Raw genomic sequence first — 24,801 nt, forward strand, 5'->3', positions numbered from 1 at the left:
TTGATGCCCCGCGTCAAGCGCCGCTGATGTGGGAATGTGAAGCCGTCATGACAAACTGACTCTTCCGCCCGCATGACGCTCCAGCCTGGCGGCCAGTTCCAGCTCCAGCAGCACGGTCTGCACCAGCGCGGGACCAAGGCCGGACAACCGGATCAGCTCATCCACCGGCACGGGAGCAGGCCCCAGCAAGGCGACAACCGTCGCCCGCTCCCGCTCGGCCACGTCGCAGGATGGCGGTTCGCCCGCAAAATCCGCGCCGGCCTGCCGCACCATGCGGGAATCGATCGCGCCGATCGCCTCGATCACGTCGGCGGCATTCTGGATCAGCACGGCGCCCTCGCGGATCAACTGGTTGCAACCCTGCGCGCGCGGATCGAGCGGCGATCCGGGCACCGCCATCACCTCCCGCCCCGCTTCGCCCGCCAGCCGCGCCGTGATCAGGGAACCCGATTTGGGCGCGGCCTCGACGACGACGGTTCCTTTGGCCAGCCCGGCGATGATCCTGTTGCGCGCCGGAAACTGCCGCGCCAGGGGCTGGGTGCCGGGCGGATGTTCGGTGACGACCAAGCCTTCGCTGGCCAGCCGCTCCTGCAATTCGGCATTTTCCGGGGGAAAGGCGATGTCGATGCCGCAGGCGATGACGGCCACGGTGCCGCTCTCCAGCGAACCCTGATGCGCAGCGGTATCGATCCCTCGCGCCAACCCCGACACCACCACCGCCCCGCGCTGCCCCAGATCCTGCGCCAGCAACCGCGCAAAGCGACAAGCCGCCGCGGAGGCGTTGCGCGCCCCCACCACCGCCACGCAATCCCGCGCCGCCAGCGAAACATCACCCCGCACGATCAGCGCGGGCGGAGCGCCCTCCATCTGGTCCAGCAGAAAGGGATAGTCGGCATCCCCCATGATCAGATAGCGCGCGCCCACGGCCCGGCTGCGCGCAATCTCCTGTTCCACCAGCTTCGCGTCGACGATGCTGGCCTTGCCGCCGCCACGCACCGCCAGATCGGGCAGCGCCTGCAGAGCCTCCCCCGCCGTGCCGAAGCGCGCCATCAACTGGCGGAACGTCACCGGCCCGATGCGCGGCGAACGGATCAGGCGCAGGCGGTTGAACCGCTCCTGCTCGCTCATTCGCTGGCAGCCGCCTTCTTCGATGCGCCGATCCTGGGCTCGCTCCCCCTGGCGAGCCGGGCGATATTCTCCCGGTGCCGCCACAGCACGATCAATGCCAGCGCCAACGCCACGGGAACCAGATCGAGCCGGCCGAAGCACCACATGGCGACAGGCGCGCTCACCGCCGCCGACATGCCACCGACGGAGGACCATCTGGTCCCGAACAGCGCGCCCAGCCAGACGAGCGCGAAAACGATCCCGGCAGGCCAGAACAGCGCCGTCACCACGCCCATCATGGTCGCCACCCCCTTGCCGCCCGCAAAGCGCAGCCAGACCGGATAGCAATGCCCGATAAAGGCCATCGCGCCCGCCATCGGCCCGCCGCCGTCGATCAGCGCCGCGCCAATCAGCACAGCCGCCGCGCCCTTCAGCAGATCGAGCAGCAGCGTCGCCGCCGCCAGCCCCTTCCGCCCGGTCCGCAACACATTGGTCGCGCCGATATTCCCCGACCCGATCTTGCGCAGATCGCCCGCCCCCGTGAAACGCGTCAGCAGCAGGCCAAAGGGGATGGAACCCAGCAGATAACCGATCAGCAGGACGAACGCGGGAAGAAGCCAGGGAGGAGTCATGATCTCGCCGTAATAGTTGCGGCGCGACCATAGCGTTCCCGGCGCACCGGGCAATGGCGAAGGTAACGAAGGACGGGTTGGAATGTCGGGGATGGGTGGATTCCTGCCATTCCCTTATGCGTCACCCCGGGCTTGACCCGGGGTCCCGCTTTTCTTCTCTCGTCGGCCCCCAGCCCAAGGCAGCGGGACCCCGGGTCAAGCCCGGGGTGACGCAGGGCTAACGTCCGCTATTGACCAATCTCCATCACCTCAAACCCATCCCCATGTTGACAGCCCCGCCCCATCCCGCGACATGTCGGGCATAATGACAGTCGCACCCCAAGCCCCTCTTCTGTTCTTCGATTCCGGCGTCGGCGGGCTATCCATCCTGGGGCCGGCACGCACAGCACTACCCAACGCCCCCATCGTCTACGCGGCGGACAGCGCGGGCTTCCCCTATGGCACCAGGAGCGAGGCCGAAATCGCCGCCCGCGTGCCCGCCTTGCTCGGCCGCCTGGTGGAACGCTATCGCCCGCGCCTGGCGGTCATCGCCTGCAACACCGCCTCCACCATCGCCCTGTCAGCCGTTCGCGCCGCGCTCGACATTCCGGTCGTCGGCACCGTGCCCGCGATAAAACCGGCCGCGCTGCTGTCGCAAAGCCGGGTCTTCGGCGTCCTCGGCACCGATGCGACCGTTCGCCAGCCTTATGTCGACCGCCTCGCCGCCGAATTCGGTTCGGACTGCACCGTCCTTCGCCACGGCTCGGCGGCATTGGTCCAACTGGCCGAAGCGAAGCTGCGCAGCGCACCGCTGGACCCCGCCATAGCGCGGGACGCCCTTGCCGGCCTGTTCGACCAGCCCGGCGGCGACCGCATGGACGTGGTGGCGCTCGCCTGCACGCATTTCCCGCTGGTCCAGGACGAACTGGCCGCCGCATCGCCCCGCCCCCTACGATTCGTGCACGGCGGTGAAGGAATTGCCCGCCGCATCGCCTATCTCACCCAGGGACAGCCATGGCCCGCCGCTCCACCCCCCGGAACCGCCGTCTTCACCCGCCTGGACGACAGCGTCGAAGCACTCCGCCCGGCCCTGGAACATTATGGTTTGCGGCAGATCGAGGGGCTTTGACCGGGGTGGACCTTTGGTCCAATCGCAAGCCATTCTATCAATGTGATAGGTATTTCTGCCTAGCGCTGCGAGCGTTTATCACTGGTAATAGGCCCGTGCAGCAGGTAAATGCCCCTTTCAAATGAGGGGATGCGGGAAATAGGGATAGGGCTTAAGTGAACTACAAGCACATCTTCACGCAGGCGATCGACCGGCTGCACAGCGAGGGCCGCTACCGGGTTTTCATCGACATATTGCGCAACAAGGGCGCTTTCCCGAACGCCCGCTGCTTCCACGGCCATAACGGGCCGAAGCCGATCACCGTCTGGTGTTCCAACGATTATCTCGCCATGGGCCAGCATCCCAAGGTCGTCGCCGCGATGGAAGAGGCGCTGCACGATGTCGGCGCAGGCTCCGGCGGCACCCGCAATATCGGCGGCAACACCCATTATCATGTCGATCTCGAAGCCGAACTGGCCGATCTCCATGGCAAGGAAGGCGCTCTGCTCTTTACCTCGGGCTATGTCTCGAACGAAGCGACGCTCTCGACCCTGGCCAAGATCCTGCCCGGCTGCATCATCTTCTCCGACGAGTTGAACCACGCCTCGATGATCGCGGGCATCCGCAATTCGGGCTGCGAAAAGCGCGTCTTCCGCCACAATGACGTCGACCATCTGCGCGAACTGCTGGCCGCCGAAGCGCCAGAAGTACCCAAGCTGATCGCCTTCGAAAGCGTCTATTCGATGGACGGCGACATCGCCCCCATCGCCGCGATCTGCGATCTGGCCGACGAGTTTAACGCGCTCACCTATCTGGACGAGGTCCATGCGGTCGGCATGTACGGCGCCCGCGGCGGCGGCATTTCCGAACGGGATGAGGTCGCTGATCGCGTGACCATCATCGAAGGCACGCTGGGCAAGGCGTTCGGCGTCATGGGCGGCTATATCGCCGCCGATCAGATGATCGTCGACGTGATCCGCAGCTATGCGCCGGGCTTCATCTTCACGACCTCGCTGTCGCCGGTGCTGGTCGCGGGCGTCCTCGCCAGCGTCCGTCACCTCAAGCAATCGAGCGAGGAACGCGAAGGTCAGCAGGCTTCCGCCGCGACGCTCAAGCGCCTGATGGCGGAGGCGGGCCTGCCGGTCATGCCGTCCGTGACCCACATCGTCCCGCTGATGGTGGGCGATCCGGTGAAGGCCAAGCGGATCAGCGACATATTGCTCGCGGAATATGGCGCCTATGTGCAGCCGATCAACTACCCCACCGTCCCGCGCGGCACGGAACGCCTGCGCTTCACACCGGGACCGGCGCACACCGAAGAGATGATGCGCGAACTGGTGGAGGCTCTGGTGGAAATCTGGGACCGGCTGGAACTGGAACTCAAGAAGGCGGCCTGACGGCGCCTTTGCAAATTCCGCTGGGGGTGGATTCTTGCCATTCCCCTATTCGTCACCCCGGGCTTGACCCGGGGTCCCGCTTTTCTTCTTGAATGCGTATGAAAAAGGCAGCGGGACCCCGGGTCAAGCCCGGGGTGACGGTAGGGCAATGTCCATAATTGGCCAAAAACCACCCAAAACTCACACCCGGATCAGCCCACCCCTTACCGCATACCCCCGATACAGGCTCCGGCTATGCGGAAAGCCGCCCATATCCGCCGCCAGCCCCTCTATCGCCTGCCGCAGCCCCGCCCGCGGCGACACATGAAAGCGCGCCAGCCACCCGAACAGCGCCCGCTTCCAGAAGCCCGGCAGATCATCCTGCTGCCCGAAATCCACGACCTCCAGCTTGCCCCCAGCCGCCACGCAGCCCGCCGCCTGCCGCAAAGCGCCTTCCCAATCCGGGATCATCGACAGCGCATAGCTGATGAACACCCGCTCGAACTCCGCCCGCCCGAACAGCGCCGCCGCATCGAACCCACAGGCATCCCCCCGCGCCAGCACCACGCGATCGGCCATGCCCGCCTTCGCCACGGCCTTGCGCGCCGTCTCCAGCATCGCCTCCGAAATATCGACGCCATAAAGCCGCGCCTCCGGCCAGGCCTTGCCCACCGCGATCAGGTTCCGCCCCGTCCCGCAGCCGATCTCCAGCACAGCCCCGCCACGCGGCGGCGCGAGATCGGCAATCAGCCCGTCCCGCCCCAGCAGATAATATTTCCGCGACAGGTCGTAGATATGCCGCTGATGCCGATAGACGCTGTCCATCAGCCCGCCCTGCCCGCCTTTGTCCGGCCCGCCACTCATCCCGCGTCCTTCAACACATAAAGGTGCACGCCGCCATAAATGGCCGACCGGTCCCGCGCCGTATAATCCAGCGATTCCTCCGCTCGATAATCCCAGCGCGACAGCACCGCGTCATCGACACGCCCCGGCAGGATGCTCGGCTCGCCCGCCGTCCGGAACAGCACCCGCGCCCCCGGCCTGGCCGTCCGCGTGATCTGCGCCCACAGCGCGTTCAACTGCGCATCGTCCATCCAGTCCTGCGCATCGAGCAGGATATAACGGTCCGCCGACCCAGCCTCCTGAGACGCCAGAAAATCCGTGAAGTTCACATGGCGCACATCCACCCGCCCGGCGCGCTCCACCACCGCCTGATGGTTCGCCGCCTGCAAATAGGGCGGCAACGGCCCCTCGCCCCCGGCATAGCCCCGCCCGAAAGCCTGCACCGCGAAATAATTGTCCTTGAGGTCGAAACCGCAGGCCAGCTTCTCCAGCCGCACCTTCAGCACGCTGTCCATCCGGTCGTCGCCCGCCAGCGCCTCATATTGCGCGGGCGGAATCCCCAGGCCGAACAGCGAAGCCGGCTGGCTCGTCAGCCACTTCATGAAGGCGCTGTCGAACACCGGCGCGAGCTCCTGCTCGAAGATTTCGCGCTGTTCCTCACGCGATTTCGCGTCCAGCATCCGCCGGGGGTCCACCCCATGCAGCCGCGCCAGCCAATGCGCCGCGCCGATAAAGCGCCCCAGCAGCCCATGCTTGTAGATACCCCGCGCAAAGCCGCCGATCCGCCGCCGCCCGATGAAATCGCGCCCCTCCCAATAGCGGCGCGTGGCGTCGTCCAGATGCGGCGCCACGAATGCGCGATAGGCGCTCACATTCTCCTTGCAGTCCGCCTTGGCGAAGAAGCGATGGAACGCCTCATGATCCGGCAAGGTCCGCGCCGCCGCCAACTTCAGCCGGTTGAGCGCGATATGCGCGGTATTAAGGTCGACCGCCGTGATCTTCGCCGGATCGGCCGTCAGATAACTCAGCACATTGCACCCGCCCGAGGCGATGGTGACGACATGGCTGTCCGGCGCGATCGCCAGCGCTTCCATGTCGACCTCCGGATCTTCCCAGATCTGCGCATAGACCAGCCCCCGAAACGCGAAGGTGAAGGCGCGCTCCAGCAATCCCTGCCTGGACAGATGCCGGTGCCGGTGCACCGCGCGGGTAACATTCTGATGAGCCGTAGATGCCATAAACCGCGCCTCCTGACTGCCGGGTCGTTCGGCGGCGCATAGGGCAACGGCATGTCGGCTGCGTGACGGTGCGGTTACGGGAATGTGAAGCCCCTTGCGGAACCAACCGGCCCGCTCCACCTTTTCCGGAAGCCATGGCGCATTGGATCGAACCTCACCCGACCGGCATCTATGTCCGCCCCGCCGACGCGTGGATCGACCCCTCCGTCCCTCGGGAGCGCGCGCTTGTCACCCACGGCCATGCCGATCATGCGCGGGGCGGCCACGGCCATGTCTGGGCGACGCGGGAAACCCTGGCCATCATGGCCCTGCGCTACGGCACCGCTTCCGGCACGGCCCTTTCCTATGGCGAGGAAGTCCGGATGAACGGCGTCACCATCCGCTATGTGCCCGCCGGCCATGTCCTCGGCTCCGCCCAGATCGTCCTCAGCCATGCGGGCGAACGCGTCGTCGTCACCGGCGATTACAAGCGCCGTCCCGACCCCACCTGCAAGGCGTTCGAACCCGTCCCCTGCGACATCTTCGTCACCGAAGCGACCTTCGGCCTGCCGGTCTTCCGCCATCCCGACACCGGCAGCGAAGTCGACCGCCTGCTCGCCGCGCTGCACGCCAATTCCGACCGTTGCGTCCTCGTCGGCGCCTATGCCTTGGGCAAGGCGCAGCGCCTCATCTGCGAATTGCGGGCCAGGGGCCATCACGATCCCATCCACATCCACGGCGCTCTGGAACGGATGTGCGCCCTTTATGCGGATTTCGGCATCGACATGGGCGACCTCCGCCCCGCCACCGGCCTGCCGCCCAAGGAGATGCGCGGCCGCATCGTCATGGCGCCGCCGTCCGCCCTCAACGACCGCTGGAGCCGCCGCCTGCCCGATCCCATCACCGCCATGGCGTCAGGCTGGATGCGCGTCCGCCAGCGCGCCCGCCAGCGCAATGTCGAGCTGCCGCTGGTCATCTCCGACCATGCCGACTGGGACGAGCTGACCGACACCATTCGCGAAGTCGCTCCATCGGAAACCTGGATCACCCACGGCCGGGAGGAAGCCTTGCTCCACTGGTGCATGACCCACCAGATGCGCGCCCGCGCCCTGGCCCTGGTGGGCCGCGAAGACGAGGATGAAGGCTGATGCCCCGCACCCCCGCCGTTCGGGCTGAGCGCAATCGAAGCCTTCCGCCGGGCGGAGCGAGGGTCTGGACAAGCGCCCTCCCCATGGAGGGCAGGACGTGAGACAATTCTCCCAACTGCTGGACGGCCTGGTCTACACCCGCTCCCGCAACGGCAAGCTGGCCCTAATCGCAACCTATATGCGCACCGCCCCTGACCCCGACCGGGGCTGGGCGCTTGCCGCGCTCACCGGCAATCTGGACCTCAAGGCCGTCAAAGCCTCCGCCATAGCGGAAATGACCCGCGCCCGGGTCGATCCGGTCCTGTTCGAAATGAGCCGCGACTATGTCGGTGACCTGGCCGAAACCGTGGCCCTGCTCTGGCCCAAGGCGGAAGATCAGCCGCCGGAGATGGACGACGGCTCCCTCACCCTTTCCGCCATAGTCGACCGCCTGCACGCCACCAGCCGCGCCGCCGCCCCCGCGACGCTTGGCGGAATGATGGATCATCTCGACGCCTCGGGCCGCTTCGCCCTCCTCAAGCTCGCGACCGGCGGCCTGCGCGTCGGCATCTCCGCCCGCCTGGCCAAGACCGGCTTCGCGCAGGCCTTCAACCTCGATGTCAACGATGTGGAGGAATGCTGGCACGCCCTCGCGCCGCCCTACGCCGCGCTGTTCGACTGGGCCGAGGGCAGGGCCGACCGTCCCGATCCGGCGGGCGCGCCCTTCTTCCGCCCCTTCATGCTCGCCCACCCGCTGGAGGCGGAAAGCGTCGACCTCGACCATTATGCCGCCGAATGGAAATGGGACGGCATCCGCGTCCAGATCGTCGGCACGCCCGGAGAAACCCGTCTCTACAGCCGCGCCGGCGACGACATCACCGGCAGCTTCCCTGACATAGCGCGCGCTTTCCGCCATCATGCGGTCCTCGATGGCGAACTGCTCGTCAAGGGCGAGTTCCAAGGCGGCGAGGCGGCCAGCTTCAACGCGCTCCAGCAACGGTTGGGCCGCAAGGCGGTGACCGCGAAGATGATGGACGATTATCCCGCCTTCGTCCGCCTCTACGACATACTGCTCGATGCCGAGGAAGACCTGCGCGCCCTTCCATGGGATCGACGCCGCACTCGGCTCGAAACCATCGTCCCGAAACTCGACCCGCACCGCTTCGACCTCTCCGCGCTGATCGAAGCGGAGGACTTCGCCCAACTGGCCGACATCCGCGCAGGCGCCCGCGACGCCGCCATCGAAGGCGTGATGCTCAAGCGCCGCGACAGCCCCTATGTCGCCGGACGAAAGGCCGCGCTCTGGTATAAATGGAAACGCGATCCGCTGACCGCCGACTGCGTGATGATGTACGCCCAGCGCGGACACGGCAAACGCTCATCCTTCTATTCGGACTATACGTTCGGCTGCTGGACCGAAGACGGCGAATTGCTGCCCGTGGGCAAGGCCTATAGCGGCTTCACCGACGAGGAACTGAAATGGCTCGACCGTTTCGTACGGACGAACACGGTGAACCGCTTCGGCCCGGTGCGCGAGGTCGAAAAATCGCTGGTGCTGGAGGTCGCCTTCGACAGCATCCACGAAAGCAAGCGCCACAAATCCGGCCTCGCCATGCGCTTTCCCCGCATAGCGCGGATACGGCGGGACAAGCCCGCGCATGAAGCGGACACGGTGGAAGGGTTGAGACGGCTGGTAAGCTGACATGCCACATCGGTGAACAACATGCCGCCAGCGAGATAGCCGATAACAGCCAATAACCGCCATTAAGCGCACCGTGCTCCTGCGCAGGCAGGAGCCCAGTCCCGCCCTCTGTGTGTCATCGCCACACCCGAACTGGGCTCCTGCCTCCGCAGGAGCACGATATATTTCAAGGAAAGCGGCCCATCCGCCAACCGCTCCAATCAACCCGTTCCCTTCCCGCCCCAACCCCCTTAAACTCCCCGAAAAAGGAGAGCCCCATGCCCTACACCGGAAGCTGCCACTGCGGCGCCGTCACCTTCACCGTCGCCGCCGACACGCCGACCGAGGCAATGAGCTGCAACTGCTCCCATTGCAGCCGCAAGGGCTTTCTGCTGACCTTCGTGCCCGCCGACCAGTTCGCTCTGGACAGCGGCGCGGACAAGCTGACCGACTATCAATTCTACAAGCACAGGATCACGCATCAATTCTGCAACATCTGCGGAACTGAAGCCTTCGCCCATGGCAAAGGCCCGGATGGCTCCGCCATGCAGGCCGTCAACCTGCGCTGCGTGCCCGGCATCGATCTCGACGCGCTCAGCATCAAGAAGGTGGACGGCGCGAGCTTCTAGCCCAATCCCATCTCCGTTCGAAGCGAACAGGCGTCAGGCGCATGTCTGACTTTGCTCTGTCACGCGCAGTCCCTATATGGGCGCTTTCGCGCGATTGCGCGGCTTGAGATATGGAGCAGTTGAATTGAGCAAGGTTCTGGTCATTGGTGCGGGTGGCGTCGGCTCTGTCGCGGTTCACAAAATGGCGATGAACTCTGACATTTTCAGCCATATCACGCTCGCCAGCCGCCGCATCATCAGCTGCGAGAAAGTGGCCGAATCGGTGAAGGCCCGCACCGGCGTCACCATCGACGTGGCGCAGGTCGACGCCGACAATGTCGAGGAAACCATCGCCCTCATCGAAAAGGTCCAGCCCAAGCTGGTCGTGAACCTGGCCCTGCCCTATCAGGATCTGGCGATCATGGACGCCTGTCTCGCGACCAAGACCGACTATCTCGACACCGCCAATTACGAGCCGCGCGACACCGCCAAGTTCGAATATAGCTGGCAGTGGGCCTATCAGGAACGCTTCAAGGAAGCGGGCATCATGGCTCTGCTGGGTTCGGGCTTCGACCCCGGCGTGACCAGCGTCTTCGCCAGCTACATCAAGAAGCATCTGCTGGACCGGATCGACACGCTCGACATTCTGGACTGCAATGGCGGCGACCATGGCCAGCATTTCGCCACCAACTTCAACCCGGAAATCAACATCCGCGAAGTCACCGCCCCATCGCGCCACTGGGAAGGCGGCAAGTGGGTGGAAGGGCCTGCGCTCAAGCACAAGCAGCCGTTCGTTTTCGACCAGGTGGGCGAAAAGAACATGTACCTCATGTATCATGAGGAACTGGAATCGCTCGCGAAATTCTACCCGGAAATCAAGCGCATCCGTTTCTGGATGACCTTTGGCGACGCCTATCTCAAGCATCTCGAAGTGCTCCAGAATGTCGGCATGACCCGCATCGATCCGGTGATGTATAATGGCCAGGAGATCATCCCGCTCCAGTTCCTGAAGGCCGTTCTCCCCGAACCGTCAAGCCTGGGTTCGACCACCAAGGGCAAGACCAATATCGGTGACATCGCGACCGGCATGAAGGATGGCAAGCAGAAGACCGTCTACGTCTACAATGTGTGCGACCATGAGGATGCCTATGACGAAACCGGCAACCAGGCGGTCAGCTACACCACCGGCGTCCCCGCGATGATCGGTGCCGCGATGATGCTGACCGGCGCGTGGAAAGGGGAAGGCGTGTTCAATATCGAACAGTTCGATCCCGATCCCTTCATGGACATGCTGAACAAGCACGGCCTGCCCTGGCAGGTGAAGGAACTGGCCGCGCCGCTGGATTTCTGACGATCCCATCCGGGATCGTCACCCCGGCCTTGAGCCGGGGTCCCGCTTCTTCTCCACCGTTGCTTGAGGCAGCGGGACCCCGGGTCAAGCCCCGGGGTGACGGTGGAGTAATCTAGAGTGGAACGATCCATGGAAACCAAAGCCGGCGATCCCGCCGCCTTCGCGCATTTCGACCTGCACCGCGTCCCCTCGCCCGCCTTCGTGGTGGACGAGGCGGCGATCCGCCGCAACCTGTCGATCCTGCGCGACATACGCGACCGCGCCGGCATCAAGGTGCTGGGCGCGCTCAAGGCCTTCTCCATGTGGTCGCTTGGGGGCGTGGTCACGGAATATCTTGACGGCGTCTGCGCCTCGGGCATCTACGAAGCCCGCCTCGGCCGGGAGGAATATGGCGGCCCCAATGGCGACAAGGAAGTCGCCACCTACTGCGCCGCCTACAAGCCCGAAGACTTGGCGGAAATCCTCAAAATCTCCGACCATGTCATCTTCAACAGCCCAGGCCAGATCGCGCGCCTGAAACCCGTCATCGACGATGCCCGCATGAACGGTGTGAACTTCGACATCGGCCTGCGCATCAACCCCCTCCATGCGGAGGGGGAAGTGCCCAAATATGACCCCTCGCAACCCCACAGCCGCCTGGGTTTCCCCATCGACCAGTTGCGCGCCGAACATCTGGAAGGGGTCGACGGCCTGCACGTCCATAATCTGTGCGAACAGGATTTCCTGCCGCTGGAACGCACCTGGACCGCGATCGAATCCCGCGTCATGCCGCATGTCGGCGGTCTCAAATGGCTGAATTTCGGCGGCGGGCACCATGTCACCCGCGCCGATTATCAGATCGACGATCTCATCGCCTTCCTTCAGCGCATCAAGGCGGAAACGGGCCTCGAACTCTACATCGAACCCGGCGAAGCCATGGCGCTCGACGCCGGCATCCTGATCGGTGAAATCCTCGACGTCATCGACAACGGCATGCCCGTCGCGATCACCGACATCTCCGCCACCTGCCACATGCCCGACGTCATCGAAGCCCCCTACCGCCCCGCCATGCTGCATGAGGAAGCGGAAGGCCAGACCACCCGACTCGGTGGCCCCTCCTGCCTCGCGGGAGACATTATCGGTGATTATCGAGTCCCCGGCGGCGCGACTCCAGGGCGCCGGATCGCCTTTCTCGACCAGGCGCACTACTCGATGGTAAAGACCAATACATTCAACGGCGTGCCCCTGCCCGCCATCTGGCTGTGGAACTCGGAAACCGACGAACTCAAGGAAATCCGCCGCTTTTCCTACGAGGATTTCAAGTCCCGTCTCTCCTGACGCACATTTCATAGCCGCCCGCGCAACAAAATTTACGCATGCGCTTTACAGGGGGACCCCTGCCGCATATATCGCCCTTCCGCTGCCCCATGGGACTTCCACCGCAAGGCAGCTTGATTGCCAACGACTACACTGGAGGTCCCTTGAGTTGCACAAGCATCATAGCGCGCTGGGGGTAGCGACCGCCCTCAAACCGGCAGCACCGGTAACGCTTATTCGTCCGCAGGCTGCGGCCCGCGCCGCCCGATTCTTCGCTGAGAAGTTTCCGGGGCGCTCGCTCTATGCGGTCAAGGCGAATCCGTCTCCCGATCTGATCCGCACGCTGTTCGCCAGCGGCATCACGCATTTCGACGTGGCGTCCATTGCGGAGGTGCGTCTGGTCGCGGAAACGCTTGAGGGTCAGGCGAAGCTCTGCTTCATGCACCCGGTCAAGGCCGAGGAAGCGATCGCGGAGGCTTACCATGTCCATGGTGTGCGCACCTTTTCGCTCGACACGATGGACGAGCTGGAAAAGATCCTGCGCGCTTGCGGCAATGCAACCGACCTTGAGCTGTGCGTGCGCCTGCGCGTGTCATCCGAACATTCGGAACTCAGCCTCGCGTCGAAATTCGGCGCTGAACTGGGCGAAACCCGCGAACTGCTGATGGCCACCCGCCAGGCCGCCGATGCGCTGGGCATCTGCTTCCATGTTGGCAGCCAGGCCATGAGCCCGCAAGCGTATAGCGACGCCATCGAGCGCGTCCGCGCCGCGATCGTCGACGCGGCCGTCACGGTCGACATCATCGATGTCGGCGGCGGCTTCCCGTCAGTTTATCCCGGCATGGAACCGCCCGCGCTGGAGGCCTATTTCGACGCGATCCATCGCGGCTTCGAAAGCCTGCCGGTCAGCTATTCGTCGGAACTGTGGTGCGAACCCGGCCGGGCGCTGTCGGCCGAATATAGCTCGGTCGTCGTGCGCGTCGAGCGCCGTCGCGGCACGGAACTCTACATCAACGACGGCGCTTATGGCGCGCTGTTCGACGCGGCGCATATCGGCTGGCGCTTCCCGGTCGCCCTGCTGCGGGAGGAAGAGAGCGAGGCGGAGCTGACCGGCTTCTCCTTCTACGGCCCGACCTGCGACGATATGGACCATATGGTCGGCCCCTTCATGCTGCCGGAAGATGTACAGGCGGGCGACTATATCGAGATCGGGATGCTCGGCGCCTATGGCGCGGCGATGCGCACCGGTTTCAACGGCTTCACGTCGGAAGCGATCATCGAGGTGGAGGACGAGCCCATGGCCAGCCTGTATGTCGACGCCATCCCGGCCCGCCGTCGCGCAACTGTCATCAAACTGGGGTAGAGGCGAAAACCTCCCCTTAGGAGAGGATGCAAGGTCCCTCGCCGCACTCCCCCCGCGGTGAGGGACTAATCTTGTCAGCGCCGGAAAATCCCGACCAACTCCACATGGGTCGACCAGCGGAACTGGCCCACGGGACGCACGCTTTCCAGCCGATAGCCCCCGCCGATCAGATGGACGGCATCACGCGCGAAACTCGCCGGATTGCAGGAAATATAGGCGATCACCGGCACGTTCGACGCAGCCAATTGCATCGCCTGCTCCCTCGCCCCAGCGCGGGGCGGATCGATGACGATACCGGCGAAGCGATCAATCTCCGCAGGGGTCAGCGGCCGCCTGAACAAATCCCGATGATCCGCCACCATCCGCCGCTGCGCCCGGTTCGCCGCCGCCTTCAGCGACAGGACGAGATCGCGGGCCGCTTCCGCCGCGTAGACCGGCCGGTTCCGTCCCAGCGCCAGGGCAAAGGTGCCCAACCCGCAGAAAAGATCGGCTATCGCGCCCTCAGGCGGCATGGCCTGTTGCGCCTCGCGGACCAGCGCGGCTTCGCCATCCATGGTCGCCTGAAGAAAGGCGAAGGGCGGGAAAGCGACCGGCACGCCGCCGAAGCTGACCGTGACGGGTTCCGGCTCCCACCGGGTTTGCGGGCCGTCCCCTTCATCAATGATCAACCGGGCGAGCGCCTGCTCCTGCGCGAAGGCCAGGAGCGCTTCATCGGCAGCCAGCCCTTCGATCCTGACCCCTTCCAGCAGCAGATCGACGCCCTGATCGGTCAGCGACATGCGGACATGGGCGGCGCGCTTGTCAGGCAGGATGATCCCGTACAAGGCCCGCAGCGGTGGGAGCAGCGCGAATAAGGACGGATCGAGGATTTCGCACATCGTCAGGTCGACCAGAATATGGCTGCCCGATTCCGCAAAGCCGATGACGACCTTTCGCCCCTGCCTGCTCGCCCGCAGGGAAGCGCGGCGGCGGACCTTCGAGGGCGAGATATGCGGCGGCAGCAGCATGCCCGCTTCCACGCCCTGCCCGGCCAGGGCTCCGACGACGCGCGCCGTCACGAAATCCGCATAGCTCGCATCGTCGATATGCTGGAGTTCGCACCCGCCACAGGTCGGGAAATGCGCGCATGGCGGATCGACATGATGCCGCCCCGGCAAAATGCCTCCATCCGCCCCGATCCGGTCGCCCGGCGCGGTCAGCGGAACATGGCGGCCATTGGCGGTCACGCCATCGCCCTTGGCGGCGATGCGGACGATGATGTCGGTGTCGAGGTCAGTCACAGGCGGGAGGCGATAGCCGCTGGCAGCTCCGCAAGCAAATCGTCCGCAATAAAAGCTGCGCCAGCGCGCCGCGCAGCTTCTCCATGCAGCCATAGCGCTTCGCACGCCGCCTGGAATCCATCGCCCGCAACGGCGAGCCGTCCGGCAACCAGGCCCGCCAGAACATCGCCGGTTCCCGCCGTGGAGAGCCAGGACGAACTGGCCGAAGACAGGACGGCTCGCCCGTCGGGCGCGGCGATGACGCTGTCCTTGCCCTTATAGATCAGGATTGCGCGGGCGCGTTTCGCCGCCGCCAGCGCCCGGTCGATCTTGCTGCCCGGCAAATCTCCGAACAAGCGCGTGAATTCGCCCTCATGCGGGGTCAGGATCGCGCCCGGCGGGATGGCGTCCGGTCCCTCCTCCGCCAGCAGGACCAGTGCGTCCGCGTCGAGAACGAGCGGGTGTCCGGCGGTCAGCGCCGATTTCAGCCGGCCCGAAGCGCTGCCGCCGCGCCCCAGCCCCGGCCCGACCAGAACCGCCCTGATCCTGGGATCGTTCAGCGATCCCGCAACGTCGGCGGCGTTGGCGGCATGCTGCGTGACGATCGCCCCCGGTCCCCCAGGATGCCCATCCTGAACGATATGCCGGACCATGCCCGCTCCGGCGCGCGCGGCTGCCTGGCTGGCGAGCAGGCCCGCTCCCGCCATTTCCCCGCCGATCACCGCGACCAGCCCCCGGCTATATTTGTGCGCGAAAGGCCCCGGCGGCTGCAATTGCGGCGCTGGCAGCCGATGCGTTTCCGCGCCTGACGCATCAATGCCGATGTCGGCGCAGACCAGCCTATGCCAGCGATCTGCGGCCGGTTGCAGCATATGGGCGGGCTTGAACGCGCCCAGTGCTATGCACACCCCCGATAGCGGCACGTCGGAGAGCAGCTCGCCCGTGTCCGTCTGCACCCCGCTCGGCAAATCCACGGCATAGCTGAAACTGGCCCGTTCCGTGAGCCAGCGCAATTTTTCGGCCAGTTCCGCGTCCAGGCCCCGCGTCAGTCCCGTGCCGAACAGCGCGTCCACGAGCTGCGTCGCTGGCGCGACGTCGGCCAAGGGCTCCACCGACGCCCCCCAGGCGGCCCGCGCCTTGAGGCTGGAGTCCGTGCGGCTTTCGCCCAGGGCGGCGACGCGAACCGGCACACCCCGCGCCCGGAGCAGCCGCGCTATCACGAAGCCGTCGCCGCCATTATTGCCCGGACCGCAGAGGACCAGCAGATCGCGCTTTCCGCCCGCTCGCCAGATGATCTCGGCAGCGGCGGCGCCCGCCCGCTCCATCAGGGCATATTCGGGAACGCCCGCAGCGACGGCCCCCTGTTCGGCCGCCCGCATCTGCGCCGCTGTCAGGACCGCGTGGCTCTGCATCATCATTTCCCTTCGGCAAAGCGCGCGGGCAGGCGGTAGCGATCCTGCCCGACGCTCAATTCGATCTCGTCCTTGCCCGCAATGCTGATGGCGGCGCGCTCCGCGCCATCTGCGGGCACGACCCCGCGCCCGTCATGCACGATGCGGAAGCGGCGAAAGCCTCCATCGGCATGGCGCACCGTCACAAGATCGCGCACCCGTTCGACCAGGCAATCGTCGCTCCACGCCGCATTGGCGCCGATCGCGCAAGCAATGGTCTCAGCGCCTCCGGAATCCGGGGAATGGCCGCATCCGGCCAGGACCAGGCATAGCAGCGGCCACCCTTTCCAGGCGTGATCGGGACGCATGATGCCCATCATCCGACGCAGCCGCCCATCAGGCAAGCCGATTGCGACATTCCAGAACGATGGGCGCCAACAGGGCGGCAAATCGTCTTTGCCCTTCGGCATCGCCCACCAGATCCTGCCGCATTTCCACGCCAAGATAGGGGATGCCGTTGCCCTCCGCATGGCGGTTCATGGTCGCGTTCAACACCCTGCCGGAATAGGGCAACTGGTCCCCCACCTTGAGCCCTGCTGCCTCCAGCAAAGGGATGGCGATGCGAGCCGCCCTGTCGTCCTGATTGTAAAGGACGCCGATGTCCCAGGGGCGCTGCTGGCCGGGATCGCTGGCCAGCCGGGGCGTGAAGCTGTGGACCGACAGGATGAACGGAGAGGACATGCCATCTAGAAGCCCGGCGACTTTATGATGATAGGGGTGATGGAAGCGGATCATCCGGTCATTCAAGTCGGCATGGCGGTTGCCTGGAATGACATGGCCGTCGCTCATCACCGGCAACAGGCCCGGCGCGTCATCTTCCCGGTTGAGATCGATCACCAGACGGGAAACGCCGCCCATAATGGCCCAGCAGCGCAGTTCTTCCGCCAACAGGGCGCAAACCTCCGCCACGCCGATGTCGACGGCGATATGATCGTTCAGCAATGCCGCGTCGATCCCCAGATCGACGTCGGCCGGAACATGGGCGGAGGCATGATCCGCGATGATCAGGATGTTGAGATCCCCGCCATAGATTTCCTGAAACGCCTCGCTCATGCCGTCCTGATCCTTGTTTCCGCGATCCACCATCCGCCATGGTCGGCGCGCAGCCTCTGCGCCGCCAAGTCCCTATGGCGATCCGTCTCGAACAGCGCGAAGCAGGTCGCGCCCGATCCCGACATGCGGGCGAGGCGCGCGCCGCCGCATGCCCGCAGCGCGGCCAGCACCTCCGCGATGACGGGCGCCGCCGCCATGGCCGGAGCCTCCAGATCATTGCGTCCAGCGGCGATCAACTGTTCCAGGCCTGTCGCCGCCAAAGGGCCGCGATCGACCCGGTCCCAGCCGCTAAAAACCTGAGCGGTGGAAAGGGCGACGCCCGGATTGACGAGCAGGATCGGCATGGCGGACAGCCCCGCGATCGCCTGCGGGCGAAGCACTTCGCCCCGCCCCCACACCATTTGCGAAACGCTGCCAATGCAGGCCGGAACGTCAGAACCGAGAGACAGGGCGATCCGTTCAAGCGTCTCGCTGGACAGCGGCGCGTGCCAGAGCCGGGTGAGCAGCCTCAGCGCCGCGGCCGCGTCGGCGGACCCGCCGCCAATGCCCGATGCGACCGGCAATGTCTTGCGCAACCTCAGATCGGCGCCATGGCCTTCCCCCAGATGCGCTTGCAAGGCGCGGGCCGCCTTCATCACCAGATTGTCCGGCCCTGCATCCAATTCAGAGCCGAAGGGGCCGTCAATATCAAGGCTGATCACCCCGTCCGACCGCGCTCGACCGGACAGCCTGTCGCCCAATTCGGTGAAGACGAACAGACTTTCCAGCGCATGATAGCCGTCCGTCCGCTTGTTCCGGACGTGGAGCGCTAGATTGATCTTGGCAAAGGCGGTTTCGACCAGTTCGCCCGCCTCCGCCGGGCAGGCCCCTTCCGCGTCAACGTGCGGCATATTCGGGCTTCATCCCCTCTCTGGTCTTGGCGGCCAGGCGCTGCGCCGTCTCACCCTCTGCAAAGACGGATGCTGCGCGCCAGGCATAGCGCGCTTCGTAACGCCGTCCGGCGGCCCAGAGCGCATCGCCCAGATGCTCATTGATGGTCGCATCCGACGGCGCGCCCGCCGCGGCCCGCTCCAGCATCGGCACGGCGGCATCGATGTCGCCCGTCACGAACTGCGCCCAGCCTAGCGAATCCGTGATCGACGCATCCTGGGGCTTCAGGGCACTGGCCTTTTTCAGCAACTCCACCGCAACATCCATATTCTGCCGCCGCTCGATCTGCGCATAGCCGAGATAATTGAGGATGGTCGGCTCGTCCGGGGCCAGTTTGGCGGCCCGCTCCAGCACCGCTCGCGCTTCGGTCCAGTGCGCGCCCTGTTCCAGCGCGCTCCCCTCGAACAGGAGCAGCGTCCAGGGGATGGCGTCGGCCGGATAACGGGCCTGCGCGGCACGGAAGGCCGAGGCGGCGCCGTCAAAATCCTTCGCCTGCGCCAGCAACTGACCCAGCCGCACATGGCGTTCCGGTTCCGCATGGGGCACGACGGCCAGCCTGCGTGCAAGCGCAATCGCCTCCGCCCGCTCGCCCGCCGCCGCCAGCGCTTCGACCAGTTCGGCCTGCGCCAGCGCGCCATACCAGCCAGTGGCAGGCACCGCGCGCGCTTCCTCCACCGCATAGACCGCGTGACCGGCGCGGCTCAGCAAGTCGGCGGCGACGATGTGGGCGGCGGGACCGTCAGGGTCGGCAAAGGCGGCGATGCGCGCAAGCCGGATGCCCAGCGTTCCCGTGCTGCCGTCCGACGAAATATCGGACGCCAAACGAACAAGCAGGCGAGCGAAACCCTGCGCAGGCGTCAGGGCCTTGCCATGGAGCGAAAGCGCCCGACCGTTGGCGATCTCCATCCGGGCCTGCGCAAAATTCGCTTCGTCGTCCGGCAGGAGCGCCAATGCCTCCGCCTTCGCGCCGCGTGCAGCCAATTGTCCGGCGAAGAGCAGCCGCGACAGGTCCAGCTCTCCGGTCCGCAAGGACAGGGCGCGGTTGATCGCCGGCTGCGCATTTTCGCCATTGCGCAAGGCGAGAAGCGCCAGATGCTCGTCCAGATAGCGCCTCGCGAGCGATGCGAAGCGATCGGCGGGATCGATGACGGGCGGCGCATATCGCCCCTCGCCCACTGAAATCCAGCTCCGCGTGATCGGCGCCAGAAAGGCGAAATTGCCCTCCGCCACCATCCGGTCGACAAGCAGGCGAGCGGCCGGCCAATCCTTCCGGTTCAGCGCTCCGGCGATCTGGAGCAAGGTACCGTCCCGAGGCAGCAGGCCGTCGCTTTCCAGCACCGCGGCGGATCGCAGCGCCAGGGCCATGTCGCCGCTGATCACTGCCTGAAAATAGGAGCGCCGGGCAACTTCCAGGCTGGCGGGATTGCCCGCCAGGGCCATGCGATAGCTGTCCAGGGCAAGTCCGGGAGCGCCATCGCCATCGGCCAGGCGCCCCCGCATATAGGCGTGCAATGCGCTGCCGGGGTCCACCGATGCGCCCGCCATGGCGGGCAGCACCAGCATGATTGCAGCAAATGCCTGTTGAGGTAGGCGCCTACATGTTCGGATAGTTCGGCCCTCCACCGCCTTCTGGCACGACCCAGTTGATGTTCTGGGTCGGGTCCTTGATGTCGCACGTCTTGCAGTGGACGCAATTCTGCGCGTTGATCTGGAAGCGGGGATTGCCCTCGTCCAGCCCGACCACCTCATAGACGCCCGCCGGACAATAGCGTTGCGCCGGCTCGTCATAAAGGGGCAGGTTGTAGGAAATCGGGATTTCCGGATCCTTCAGTTGCAGATGGACCGGCTGATCCTCCTCATGATTGGTGTTGCTCAGGAACACCGAGGACAGGCGGTCGAAGCTGATCACGCCGTCGGGCTTGGGATAATCGATCTTCCTGGCGTGGTCCTTGGTCCACAGCTTCTCGCAATCGGGCTTGTGCTTCATCGTGAACGGCAGGCCGATCTTGAGCGTGCGCATCCACATGTCGATCCCGGCCAGCACCGTGCCGATGGTGTTGCCAAACTTGCTGAGCAGCGGTTCGGCATTCTTCACAAGCTGCAATTCGGTCGCGATCCAGCTCGACCGCAGCGTGGGTTCATAATCGTCCAGCACATCGCTCGACCGCTCGGCGCGGATGGCCGCAAAGGCCGATTCCGCCGCCAGCATGCCCGACTTCATCGCGGTGTGCGTGCCCTTGATGCGCGGCACGTTGACGAAGCCTGCCGAACAGCCGATCAGCGCGCCGCCGGGGAAAGCGAGCTTCGGGATCGACTGCCAGCCGCCCTCGTTGATCGCGCGCGCGCCATAGGACACGCGACGGCCGCCCTCCAGATATTTGCGGATTTCCGGATGCTGCTTCCAGCGCTGGAATTCCTCGAACGGATAAAGATAGGGATTGCGGTAGCCCAGCCCCACGACGAAGCCCAGCGCCACCTGGCCATTGGCCTGATGATAGAGGAAACCGCCGCCATAGGCATCGGTCAGCGGCCAGCCCTGGGTATGGATCACCAGGCCCGGCTTGTGCTTGGCGGGATCGATGTCCCACAATTCCTTCATACCGATGCCGTAGACCTGCGGCTCGCTGTCGGCATCCAGCGCGAACTGGCGCTTCAGGATCTTGGTCAGGTGGCCGCGCGCGCCCTCCGCGAAGAAGGTATAGCGGGCGTGCAGTTCAAGGCCGGGCTGATAATCGGGCTTGCGATTGCCTTCACGGTCGATGCCCATGTCGCCGGTCGCGACGCCCTTTACCGAACCGTCCTCATTGTAGAGGATTTCCGCCGCCGCGAAGCCGGGGAAAATCTCCACGCCCAGCCCCTCAGCCTGCTCCGCCAACCAGCGGCACAGATTGCCCAGCGATCCGGTATAGGTGCCCTTATTGTGCATCCAGCCCGGCGTCATGATGTGCGGCATCGCCTGTTTGCCGCCTTTGGTCAGGAACCAGTGCTGATTGTCGGTCACCGGCACTTCCGCCATCGGGCAGCCCATGTCGCGCCAGTCCGGGAACAGCTCGTCCAGCGCCTTCGGATCGACCACCGCGCCGGACAATATGTGCGCGCCGACTTCCGAACCCTTCTCCAGCACGCAAACCGACAATTCCTGTCCGGCCTCGTTCGCCAACTGCTTCAACCGGATTGCCGATGACAGTCCCGCCGGTCCTCCGCCGACGATGACGATGTCATAGGGCATCGAATCCCGTTCGCTCATAGTCCCTCCATCTTGCGGGCGCCGTCGGTTTTCCTCCCCAATCCGGTCGCCGCGCTACCCAAACGTTTTGACACAGAGGGCGATGAAGAAACTTGACCACGGCGTCAACCTCTGGCCCAAGACAATCAATGCGGGGATTATTGCTGGAAAATTCGGCGGAGGCCGCCAACGCCTATATGGGGTGGTGGAATCTGGCCGGCGTGGATTGCGCGGTCGGTGAAGAGCCGGTCGATTGGCTGCGCCCGGTTCAGGCGCCCGCCCCGCCGGCGATTTCGGTCCCCGACGACAGCCCGGCCCAGGCCAAACCTGCTTCCTATGAAGCTTTCCTGACCTGGCTTGCCGAGAATGCGGCGCAGCCGGAACGGCGGTGGCCAGGCGCCATGATCCTGCCGCAAGGTCCGACCAACGCATCCCTTATGGTGATCACCGACGTGCCCGATCCCGCGGACGTGGGCGCGGGAGCCTTGCTCAGCGATCGCGCGGGGCAGCTATTCGACGCCATGCTGCGGGCGATCGGCCTGAAGCGTGCGGATATTCACCTGGCCTCGCTTTTCCTGTCCCGCCCACCAGGAGCCATGGTCGAGGCATCCGACCTGACGGCAGCCGCCGCGCGAATGCGCACCCATGTGATGCTTGCCGCGCCGCGTCGATTATTGTTGCTGGGCGACAGGACCATCCGCACCCTGCTGCCGGCGGAAGAAACAGGTTCACCGATTTTTAACCATGATGGCGGCACTTTACCCGTCTTCGCCACATTTCATCCGCGTTTGTTGCTTGGCCAACCCGCAGCAAAGGCGGAATGTTGGCGTGTTTTACAAGGTTTGATTGAGGAAATGCCCGAGTGATTCGCGCCGTAACCCGTTCGGCCTGCCTGGCCGCCACTGCCGTCGCCGCATTGGCAACCATACCCGTAAACGCCGATACGGCCATTCCCGTTCCCGCCATTTCCAGGGACTTTTCTTCGTCCCCGCTCCAATTGAGCGATGCCGAGAGAAGCCGCTACAGCGCCATTTACATGGCTTTGCGCGACCAGAAGTGGACGGACGCCAAGGCGATGATCGCCGCGCTGGATGCGCAGGACGCCTTCCGCCCGGTCGCTCTGGCAGAGCTTTATCTGGGCAAGAATTCGCCCAAGGTCGAACTGTTCGAACTGCTCGACCTGATCAACAAGGCGCCATGGCTCGACAAGGCGGATCAGCTTTCCCGGCTGGCGCAAAAGCGTGGCGCGACCATCTTGCCGACGCTGCCGCAGGTGCAGAAGATGGTATGGCTGGGCAGCGCGCCGCGCCGCGAATATGTGCCGGCGGTCAAGACCGACGCCTTGGCTCAAAATCTGGTCGGCCAAATCCAGCCCTTCATCAAAAATGATGACCCGGCCGGTGCCGAATCCCTGCTCCTCACCGGCGAAGCGGGCCTGACGCCGGACGGTCTGACCGAAGTGCGGCAGCGCGTCGCCTGGGCCTATTATATCGAAAGCGACGACGCCAATGCCCGGCGCATGGCGGCACGAGCGCTGGAAAGCCGCAGCGGCGGCGACTGGGCGGTTCAGGCTCATTGGACGACCGGTCTTGCCGCCTGGCGCCAGAATGACTGCCGCGCCGCCGCGCCCGCCTTCGGCAATGTCGCGGCGCTTGCAGGCAATAGCGATATGCGCGCTGCGGGCGCCTATTGGGCGGCCAGAGCCTATATGGTGTGCGGAGAGCCCGAAAAGGTCGAAGCCCTGCTGAAGACCGCCGCCCGTTCGGACGAAAGCTTTTATGGCCTGCTGGCGCGTGAAACGCTGGCGGTACCGTTGGGGGGCGCGTCGGCCACGCCGCGCTTCGGCGCCATGGAATGGCAGCAACTCAAGGACAGCCCCAATGTGCGGGCGGCCATTACCCTGTCCGCGATCGGTGAAAATGCGCGGGCCGACCAGATGCTTCGCTATCAGGCGAAGATCGGCGGAACCGGGCAATATGATGCCCTGCTTCGCCTGGCCGGTGCGCTGAGCCTGCCGGAAACGCAGCTCTGGCTTGCCCATAACGGTCCGGCGGGCAAGCAGCCGGGCAGCTTCGCGCGCTTTCCCGCGCCCAATTGGCGCCCAGACGGCGGATGGCGCGTCGACCCCGCGCTGATCTATGCCCATACGCTCCAGGAATCGGGTTTCCGCCGGGATGTCGTCAGCAGCGCCGGCGCACGCGGTCTGATGCAGGTGCTGCCCAGCACCGGCAATCTGATGGGGCTTGCCGCGTCCGACCAGTTGTTCGTGCCGTCGACCAATATGGAATATGGCCAGCGCTATCTCGAAAATCTGCGCGACATGAGCGCGACCGGCGGGCTGCTGCCCAAGGTGATGGCCGCCTATAATGCCGGTCCCCTGCCGGTCGAGCGCTGGAACAGCGAAGTGAAGGATAATGGCGATCCGCTGCTGTTCATCGAATCGCTGCCCTATTATGAGACCCGCGCCTATGTGAACATCGTGATGCGCAATTACTGGATGTATCAGATCCAGGCGAAGGGCAGCGCGGACTCGCTGGCCGGCATGGCCCAAGGGCTGTGGCCTACTTTCCCGGGAGCCAAGGGCACGCGTCTGGTGCGCCTGACGCCGAGGACGCCGATCGCCAGCGCGAATGTCAGCGCCAGCATTGCGGGCGGTTCCGACTGATGCCGATTGACGAAAGCCGCCCGTTTCTGCCGGTACGCATTGCCCTGCTGACCGTGTCGGACAGCCGCACGGCGGCCGACGACCGATCGGGCGACATCCTGGCCGAACGCATCGCGGCGGCTGGCCATATCCTGGCGGCCCGCCATATCGAAAGGGATGAGCGCGCCGCCATCGTGGCCCGCCTTCATGCCTGGATCGACGATCCGCAGATCGACTGCGTCCTCACCACCGGCGGAACCGGAGTCACCGGGCGGGACGTCACGCCCGAGGCGTTGGCGCAGGTGCAGGACAAGGAAATTCCTGGCTTTGGTGAACTGTTCCGCTGGCTCAGCTATCAGACCATCGGCACATCGACGATCCAGTCGCGCGCCACAGCCTGCGTCGCGCGGGGCACCTATATCTTCGCGCTGCCCGGATCGACCGGAGCGGTGAGGGACGCATGGGACGGCATCCTCGTCAGCCAGCTCGACAGCCGTTTCCGGCCCTGCAATTTCGTGGAATTGATGCCGCGTTTGACCGAACGCTGAAC

Annotated in this window: 22 protein-coding genes; 11 read left to right on the forward strand and 11 right to left on the reverse strand. The window is 65.2% G+C overall.

Annotation, left to right across the window (positions count from 1 at the left end):
* Positions 1-45: 45 nt before the first annotated feature.
* Together dprA and plsY are read right to left on the reverse strand one after the other, a co-directional pair.
* Positions 46-1,128 (reverse strand): DNA-processing protein DprA, encoded by a 1,083-nt coding sequence (dprA, locus tag HUK72_RS04695; protein ID WP_176595749.1) that lies wholly within the window; start codon positions 1,126-1,128, stop codon positions 46-48.
* Positions 1,125-1,739, reverse strand: coding sequence for a glycerol-3-phosphate 1-O-acyltransferase PlsY (gene plsY, locus HUK72_RS04700; protein WP_176595750.1), 615 nt, complete (start codon positions 1,737-1,739; stop codon positions 1,125-1,127). Before plsY ends, dprA begins: the two co-directional genes overlap by 4 nt.
* 304 nt (positions 1,740-2,043) lie before the next feature.
* Here plsY and murI point away from each other — a divergent pair, with 304 nt between their 5' ends.
* Positions 2,044-2,847: a glutamate racemase gene (gene murI, locus HUK72_RS04705; RefSeq protein WP_176595751.1), complete on the forward strand. Its 804-nt coding sequence runs from the start codon at positions 2,044-2,046 to the stop codon at positions 2,845-2,847.
* A gap of 155 nt (positions 2,848-3,002) precedes the next feature.
* Positions 3,003-4,223: a 5-aminolevulinate synthase gene (gene hemA / locus HUK72_RS04710; protein WP_176595752.1), complete on the forward strand. Its 1,221-nt coding sequence runs from the start codon at positions 3,003-3,005 to the stop codon at positions 4,221-4,223.
* Between the two features lie 180 nt (positions 4,224-4,403).
* On the opposite strand, the gene HUK72_RS04715 is transcribed toward hemA, so the two are convergent.
* Together HUK72_RS04715 and HUK72_RS04720 are read right to left on the reverse strand one after the other, a co-directional pair.
* Positions 4,404-5,066: a class I SAM-dependent methyltransferase gene (locus HUK72_RS04715; RefSeq protein ID WP_255325612.1), complete on the reverse strand. Its 663-nt coding sequence runs from the start codon at positions 5,064-5,066 to the stop codon at positions 4,404-4,406.
* Complete coding sequence (locus tag HUK72_RS04720) at positions 5,063-6,283, reverse strand: DUF3419 family protein (RefSeq protein ID WP_176595753.1); 1,221 nt, start codon at positions 6,281-6,283, stop codon at positions 5,063-5,065. Before HUK72_RS04720 ends, HUK72_RS04715 begins: the two co-directional genes overlap by 4 nt.
* A 134-nt stretch (positions 6,284-6,417) precedes the next feature.
* Between HUK72_RS04720 and HUK72_RS04725 the strand changes: the two genes are divergently transcribed.
* The 6 genes from HUK72_RS04725 to HUK72_RS04750 all read left to right on the forward strand — a co-directional run bounded on the left by HUK72_RS04725 (position 6,418) and on the right by HUK72_RS04750 (position 13,688).
* Positions 6,418-7,410, forward strand: a complete 993-nt coding sequence (locus HUK72_RS04725; RefSeq protein ID WP_176595754.1) for a ligase-associated DNA damage response exonuclease — start codon at positions 6,418-6,420, stop codon at positions 7,408-7,410.
* A 97-nt stretch (positions 7,411-7,507) separates the two neighbouring features.
* Positions 7,508-9,091 carry a cisplatin damage response ATP-dependent DNA ligase gene (locus HUK72_RS04730; RefSeq protein WP_176595755.1) on the forward strand — a complete coding sequence of 528 codons (1,584 nt, stop codon included), beginning with the start codon at positions 7,508-7,510 and terminating at the stop codon, positions 9,089-9,091.
* Positions 9,092-9,348: 257 nt separating this feature from the next.
* Positions 9,349-9,699 (forward strand): GFA family protein, encoded by a 351-nt coding sequence (locus HUK72_RS04735; protein WP_176595756.1) that lies wholly within the window; start codon positions 9,349-9,351, stop codon positions 9,697-9,699.
* A gap of 124 nt (positions 9,700-9,823) precedes the next feature.
* Complete coding sequence (locus tag HUK72_RS04740; RefSeq protein WP_176595757.1) at positions 9,824-11,029, forward strand: saccharopine dehydrogenase family protein; 1,206 nt, start codon at positions 9,824-9,826, stop codon at positions 11,027-11,029.
* A gap of 129 nt (positions 11,030-11,158) precedes the next feature.
* Positions 11,159-12,346 carry a carboxynorspermidine decarboxylase gene (locus tag HUK72_RS04745; RefSeq protein ID WP_176595758.1) on the forward strand — a complete coding sequence of 396 codons (1,188 nt, stop codon included), beginning with the start codon at positions 11,159-11,161 and terminating at the stop codon, positions 12,344-12,346.
* A 148-nt stretch (positions 12,347-12,494) separates the two neighbouring features.
* Entirely contained in the window at positions 12,495-13,688 is a 1,194-nt protein-coding gene (locus HUK72_RS04750; RefSeq protein WP_176595759.1) for a type III PLP-dependent enzyme, read from the forward strand.
* Between the two features lie 74 nt (positions 13,689-13,762).
* On the opposite strand, the gene HUK72_RS04755 is transcribed toward HUK72_RS04750, so the two are convergent.
* The 7 genes from HUK72_RS04755 to HUK72_RS04785 are packed head-to-tail and all read right to left on the reverse strand — an operon-like array spanning position 13,763 to position 21,628.
* Positions 13,763-14,968 carry a class I SAM-dependent RNA methyltransferase gene (locus HUK72_RS04755; protein WP_176595760.1) on the reverse strand — a complete coding sequence of 402 codons (1,206 nt, stop codon included), beginning with the start codon at positions 14,966-14,968 and terminating at the stop codon, positions 13,763-13,765.
* A complete protein-coding gene (locus HUK72_RS04760) occupies positions 14,965-16,359 on the reverse strand; it encodes an NAD(P)H-hydrate dehydratase (RefSeq protein WP_176595761.1) in 1,395 nt (464 codons plus the stop codon). Before HUK72_RS04760 ends, HUK72_RS04755 begins: the two co-directional genes overlap by 4 nt.
* A 2-nt stretch (positions 16,360-16,361) precedes the next feature.
* Positions 16,362-16,718 carry a hypothetical protein gene (locus tag HUK72_RS04765; RefSeq protein WP_255325613.1) on the reverse strand — a complete coding sequence of 119 codons (357 nt, stop codon included), beginning with the start codon at positions 16,716-16,718 and terminating at the stop codon, positions 16,362-16,364.
* A 16-nt stretch (positions 16,719-16,734) separates the two neighbouring features.
* Positions 16,735-17,451 (reverse strand): N-formylglutamate amidohydrolase, encoded by a 717-nt coding sequence (locus HUK72_RS04770; RefSeq protein WP_176595763.1) that lies wholly within the window; start codon positions 17,449-17,451, stop codon positions 16,735-16,737.
* A complete protein-coding gene (locus tag HUK72_RS04775) occupies positions 17,448-18,341 on the reverse strand; it encodes a 4-(cytidine 5'-diphospho)-2-C-methyl-D-erythritol kinase (protein WP_176595764.1) in 894 nt (297 codons plus the stop codon). Before HUK72_RS04775 ends, HUK72_RS04770 begins: the two co-directional genes overlap by 4 nt.
* Positions 18,328-19,944: a tetratricopeptide repeat protein gene (locus HUK72_RS04780; protein ID WP_176595765.1), complete on the reverse strand. Its 1,617-nt coding sequence runs from the start codon at positions 19,942-19,944 to the stop codon at positions 18,328-18,330. The genes HUK72_RS04775 and HUK72_RS04780 overlap by 14 nt, the downstream gene beginning before the upstream one ends.
* A gap of 31 nt (positions 19,945-19,975) precedes the next feature.
* Complete coding sequence (locus tag HUK72_RS04785) at positions 19,976-21,628, reverse strand: electron transfer flavoprotein-ubiquinone oxidoreductase (protein ID WP_176595766.1); 1,653 nt, start codon at positions 21,626-21,628, stop codon at positions 19,976-19,978.
* A gap of 128 nt (positions 21,629-21,756) precedes the next feature.
* Here HUK72_RS04785 and HUK72_RS04790 point away from each other — a divergent pair, with 128 nt between their 5' ends.
* Genes HUK72_RS04790 through moaB form a run of 3 tightly spaced genes read left to right on the forward strand, consistent with a single transcriptional unit; the run spans position 21,757 to position 24,799 of the window.
* On the forward strand, positions 21,757-22,473 hold the full coding sequence (locus HUK72_RS04790) for a uracil-DNA glycosylase family protein (protein ID WP_255325614.1): 717 nt from the start codon (positions 21,757-21,759) through the stop codon (positions 22,471-22,473).
* Positions 22,470-24,272, forward strand: a complete 1,803-nt coding sequence (locus HUK72_RS04795; protein ID WP_176595767.1) for a lytic transglycosylase domain-containing protein — start codon at positions 22,470-22,472, stop codon at positions 24,270-24,272. Before HUK72_RS04790 ends, HUK72_RS04795 begins: the two co-directional genes overlap by 4 nt.
* Complete coding sequence (moaB, locus tag HUK72_RS04800) at positions 24,272-24,799, forward strand: molybdenum cofactor biosynthesis protein B (RefSeq protein WP_176595768.1); 528 nt, start codon at positions 24,272-24,274, stop codon at positions 24,797-24,799. Before HUK72_RS04795 ends, moaB begins: the two co-directional genes overlap by 1 nt.
* Positions 24,800-24,801: the final 2 nt, after the last annotated feature.

It is taken from the genome of Sphingobium sp. 15-1, assembly GCF_013375535.1.
Classification (GTDB): domain Bacteria; phylum Pseudomonadota; class Alphaproteobacteria; order Sphingomonadales; family Sphingomonadaceae; genus Sphingobium; species Sphingobium aromaticivastans.